The 1647-nt window shown below is 26.0% G+C and carries 1 protein-coding gene; it reads right to left on the bottom strand.

Features of this window, described 5'->3' with window-relative positions:
• Positions 1-1647: condensation domain-containing protein (locus B8978_RS19330; RefSeq protein WP_242950603.1), on the bottom strand; the 1647-nt coding region annotated here is incomplete at both ends.

Below are 1647 nucleotides of genomic sequence, written 5' to 3'. Positions count from 1 at the left end.
TATCGTTTTATTCCTTGGGTAATCTGCCTTTGTATCATTAAATTCTACTAATAATCTGTGCTTTTCTTCTTCATTTATTATTTCTATATCATTAACTAGCACTTCTTCATTTTCTATGATTTGCTTTACTAAATTTTCAAAATGCTCTTTGATTTTTATTACATTATTCTCTGAATATAACGATTCATTAAAATTAAATTTTATTGAAATATTATCTTGATAAGATACTATCACGTTAAAATTATAATTAGTTTGTTCTTCAGATTTGAAACCAATTATTTGTAAATCATTCTTAGTTAAAATTTCATTATTTATACCTTCACTATCAACCGGATAATTTTCAAATATCATTATATTGTTTATCAATTTTTCGCCGATTTCACTTAGTGCTTGTATATCTGCTAAAGGATAGAAGTCGTATTTGCTACTCTCTATAAATGATTTATTTACATTAGCTAACAGTTCCTTAAAAGTCATATCTTCCTTTGTTTTAACTCTTAAAGGCACAGTATTTATAAATAGACCAATCATATTTTCTATACCTTTAACTTCAGGATTTCTTCCCGATACTACATATCCAAATACAGAATCACTGCTGTTATTATATTTTTGAAGCAATATAGACCATATACTCTGCAATATTGTATTAATTGTAATCTTATTATTTCTAGCTATTGTTTGAAGCTTTTTAGTTACATCTTCTTCTATTACAAAATCAACTTGGTTATCCTTATATTCGCCTTTAACTTTATTATTTTTAAATGGTAATAGTGTTGCTTCATTATAATCTAAAAGATAGTTTTTCCAATATTCTTTTGCTGCTTTCTCATCTCTATTATTAAGCCATTCTATATACTCTGAATATGGCACTACATCTTTGAGGGCTGCTTTATAGCCGTATTTTAACTCATTATATACCTTAAATAATTCCATCATTATTATATTTAAACACCAACCGTCCATTATAATATGATGATTGTTAAGTATTAAGCTATATGTATTTCTTTCAATTTTAACTACCATTAATTTTATAAGTGCATTTTTACTTAAGTTAAAACCCTTTTTTCTATTCTCGCTCATTATGTTTTTAATATAAAGCTCTTTATCAAATTTTTCTTTGCTTACATCCTTATATTCAACATAACTTGTTCTCTCTCTAAATACAATTTGCATATTCTTATTAAAATTTTCGTAGTCAAAAGTGGTTCTTAATACATCATGCCTTTGTACTAACCTATTGAAACTCTGCTTTAATAACTCTATATCTAATTGTCCCTTTATTTTTATTGCTAATTGTTCATTGTATAATTCGGGCTTATCGTCAGCAAGTGTATGATATAGCATTCCTTCTTGCATTGGTGTCAAAGGATATATGTTTTTGATGTTGTCTATATCTTTTAGATATGGACTCAACTCCTGCAATCTTATATTTTCTTTTGTTATATCTGCTGCTGTTTTTTCCGTTTTATCCTTACCCATGCAATGTTTAATAATTTTCGTAAGATTATCTTTATAATCATTAATTAATGCTTTAATTGTTTCATCATTATACTCCTTATCATTGTACCTTATATCTATATTTAACTTTTTATCTATGAGTATTCCTGAAAAATCTAATGAGTATAATACCTTATTATTTAAACCTAT

The organism is Clostridium acidisoli DSM 12555 (assembly GCF_900176305.1).
Lineage (GTDB): Bacteria > Bacillota > Clostridia > Clostridiales > Clostridiaceae > Clostridium_I > Clostridium_I acidisoli.
The sequence above is the reverse complement of the archived record's forward strand: the minus strand, read 5'-3'. Positions and strand labels throughout refer to the sequence as shown.